Source organism: Synechococcus sp. OH2, assembly GCF_047462155.1.
Lineage (GTDB): Bacteria > Cyanobacteriota > Cyanobacteriia > Thermostichales > Thermostichaceae > Thermostichus.
On record NZ_JANSIR010000046.1, the window covers coordinates 20,551 to 22,918 of the forward strand.

A 2,368-nucleotide genomic window follows, 5' to 3' on the forward strand; every position below is an offset into this window, starting at 1 on the left:
GACCGCTTTATCCGCACCACTGACCCTCGCCACAAGGCCATTGTGCGGGAGTTTTTTCAGCGGGTTTGGGAGCAGGGGGATATCTTTGTTGGCCGGCAGCAGGGCTGGTACTGCGTTGCCTGCGAGGAGTTCAAGGACGAGTCAGAGCTCCTAGAAGGTGGGTTTTGCCCCCTTCACCCCAACAAGAAAGTGGAGTGGAAAGACGAAGAAAACTACTTTTTTCGCCTCTCTCGCTACCAGGAAAAACTGGAAGCCCTCTATGCGGAGCACCCGGAGTTCATTCAACCGGAAAGCCGCCGCAATGAGGTCATGAACTTTGTCAAGCAGGGCCTGCGGGACTTTTCCATCTCTCGCCCCAGCGTCTCCTGGGGGATCCCCTTCCCGGCGGATCCCAGCCAAACCCTTTACGTTTGGTTTGATGCCCTCATTAACTACATCAGTGCCGCCTTGGATCCTCACGACGAGCCCACCCTGGAAAACGCCCTGCGCCGCTACTGGCCTGCCGACGTGCATCTAGTGGGTAAGGACATCGTCCGTTTTCATGCCATCTACTGGCCGGCCATGCTCATGTCGGCAGGGCTGCCGCTGCCTAAACAAATCTTTGGCCACGGCTTTCTCACCAAAGATGGCCTCAAGATGGGCAAAAGCCTGGGGAACACGCTGGATCCCTTTGAGCTGGTGCAGCGATACGGCGCCGATGCTGTGCGCTACTATTTCTTGACCGAAATTGAGCTGGGCAAGGATGGCGACTTTAGCGAGGGCCGCTTCATCGAGGTTCTCAATGCTGACCTCGCCAACGACCTGGGGAATCTGCTCAACCGCACCCTCAATATGCTCAAAAAATACCAGCCCGACTACCGCATTCCCCCGGTGCAGATCGCAGCGGATCACCCCCTCAAAACCCTGGTCGAGCGCCTAGCCCCGGCGGTGGCCGATGCCTACGAGCGGCTGGATCCCAGCTCCGCTGCCCGCAAAGCCCTTAGCTTGGCCCAAGCCAGCAACAAATACCTCGACGAGCAGGCTCCCTGGACGCTGCACAAGCAGGGGCAAAGCGAACAGGTAGCCCAGATCCTCTACGCCGTTTTGGAAAGCGTGCGCTGGGTGGCGGTAGCCCTTTCGCCCATCATTCCTAGCCTCAGCCTCAAGATCCTGCAGCAGATGGGGTTTCCTTTGCAGGATGTTACCCAATTGCGCTGGGATCCAGACGCCAGTTGGGGCCGGCTTCCCGCCGGGCAAGAGCCCCAACCTCCTGTGCCTGTCTTCCAGAGGATTCTCAGATAGCTCTCAAGGGTTGGTGGCATCGGGTCGGGAAGGCTGCGCATGGGGGGGGGATCCCTCTGGCGTTGCCTTGCTGGCAAAAGAGCGCATATCTCCCAAGGGAATGCTTGGCGCAGCAGCAGAAAAAGGCCGACCAGCTTGGCCTGAGCGCAACTGAGGGTTACGCATGGCGGTGGGGGGAGTCTCGCTGGACAGCGCCTGCCAGGCCGCCCGTACCCCTGCCCAAAGGCTGCGGACATTGACCTGAGCGCCGCGGGCTTGGTTGCGGGCCCCTTCCAGAGAGCGGTTCACCTGCTTCACCACCTGTCCGGCCCCCTTGACCCCTTCGTCGAGGCTGTCGGCGATCTCGCTCACTTCCAAGCTGGTCAGACGCAAAGCCTCCAGCGTAGGGGGCAATTCCCGCAGCAGCGTGTCGAAAAAGCGTTCCACGCTCTGGGCGGCTCGACCCAATTGAATGACGGCAGGCAGCAGGGTCAGGATCACCGCCAAGATACCCACTGCCACCAGACCTACCGAGAGGCCCAGCCAAAAGACCGGATCGCTCATCCTGCTGTCTCCTCCCGATCTCGGGCTTCTGAATCAGCTTCCTCCCGGGCGAGGGGACGCAGGTTTTGGGCTTGCATCAGCTCTTGCCGTTTCTGCAACATGGCTTCCCTGCCCACCGCCGCTGCCTGCTGCAGCCGCAGCAGGGCCTCATCCAAATTCCGTTGAGCGGCGTCGAACAACTTTTCTGCTTGATACTGCAGGCTGCCAGCCACATCTTCTGCCACTTCTGGCAGTGCCTCGGCCGATTTTTTCAACAGTCGCCGCGTCTCCCGTCCGCTGCGGGGGGCCAGGAGTAAGCCAATGACTGTGCCCACCGCTGTTCCCAACAGCAGCCCGCCAATAAACGCGCCGGTCCGGTTTTCCGCCATGCCTCGCCAGGGTTGAGGGGATGCAGGTGGCCCCCAAACCAGACTATCAAAATCTAATGCCGTGCTCTGCCGTGGGGGCGTTGAATTGGGTAAACTACCCGACTCCGACCGCTCAGCGGTACGGAGCAGGCTTTAAGCGCTACGCGCCGCTGACGCGAACGGTAGCCCTGCAGTTG

The 2,368-nt window shown here is 60.4% G+C and carries 3 protein-coding genes; 1 reads left to right on the top strand and 2 read right to left on the bottom strand.

The features are described from left to right. The coding region (metG, locus tag NW835_RS03450) for a methionine--tRNA ligase (RefSeq protein WP_414414528.1) at positions 1-1,281 on the top strand (1,281 nt) is incomplete at its 5' end. A 3-nt stretch (positions 1,282-1,284) separates the two neighbouring features. On the opposite strand, the gene NW835_RS03455 is transcribed toward metG, so the two are convergent. Both NW835_RS03455 and NW835_RS03460 read right to left on the bottom strand, forming a co-directional pair. Further along, complete coding sequence (locus NW835_RS03455) at positions 1,285-1,824, bottom strand: hypothetical protein (protein WP_414414529.1); 540 nt, start codon at positions 1,822-1,824, stop codon at positions 1,285-1,287. Continuing rightward, positions 1,821-2,192, bottom strand: coding sequence for a YtxH domain-containing protein (locus NW835_RS03460; RefSeq protein WP_414366021.1), 372 nt, complete (start codon positions 2,190-2,192; stop codon positions 1,821-1,823). Before NW835_RS03460 ends, NW835_RS03455 begins: the two co-directional genes overlap by 4 nt. Positions 2,193-2,368: the final 176 nt, after the last annotated feature.

What these genes read in the sequence shown, in the direction of transcription:
- NW835_RS03455 (WP_414414529.1), bottom strand. Translation starts at nt 1,824, where the DNA reads ATGAGCGATCCGGTCTTTTGGCTGGGCCTCTCGGTAGGTCTGGTGGCA.
- NW835_RS03460 (WP_414366021.1), bottom strand. Translation starts at nt 2,192, where the DNA reads ATGGCGGAAAACCGGACCGGCGCGTTTATTGGCGGGCTGCTGTTGGGA.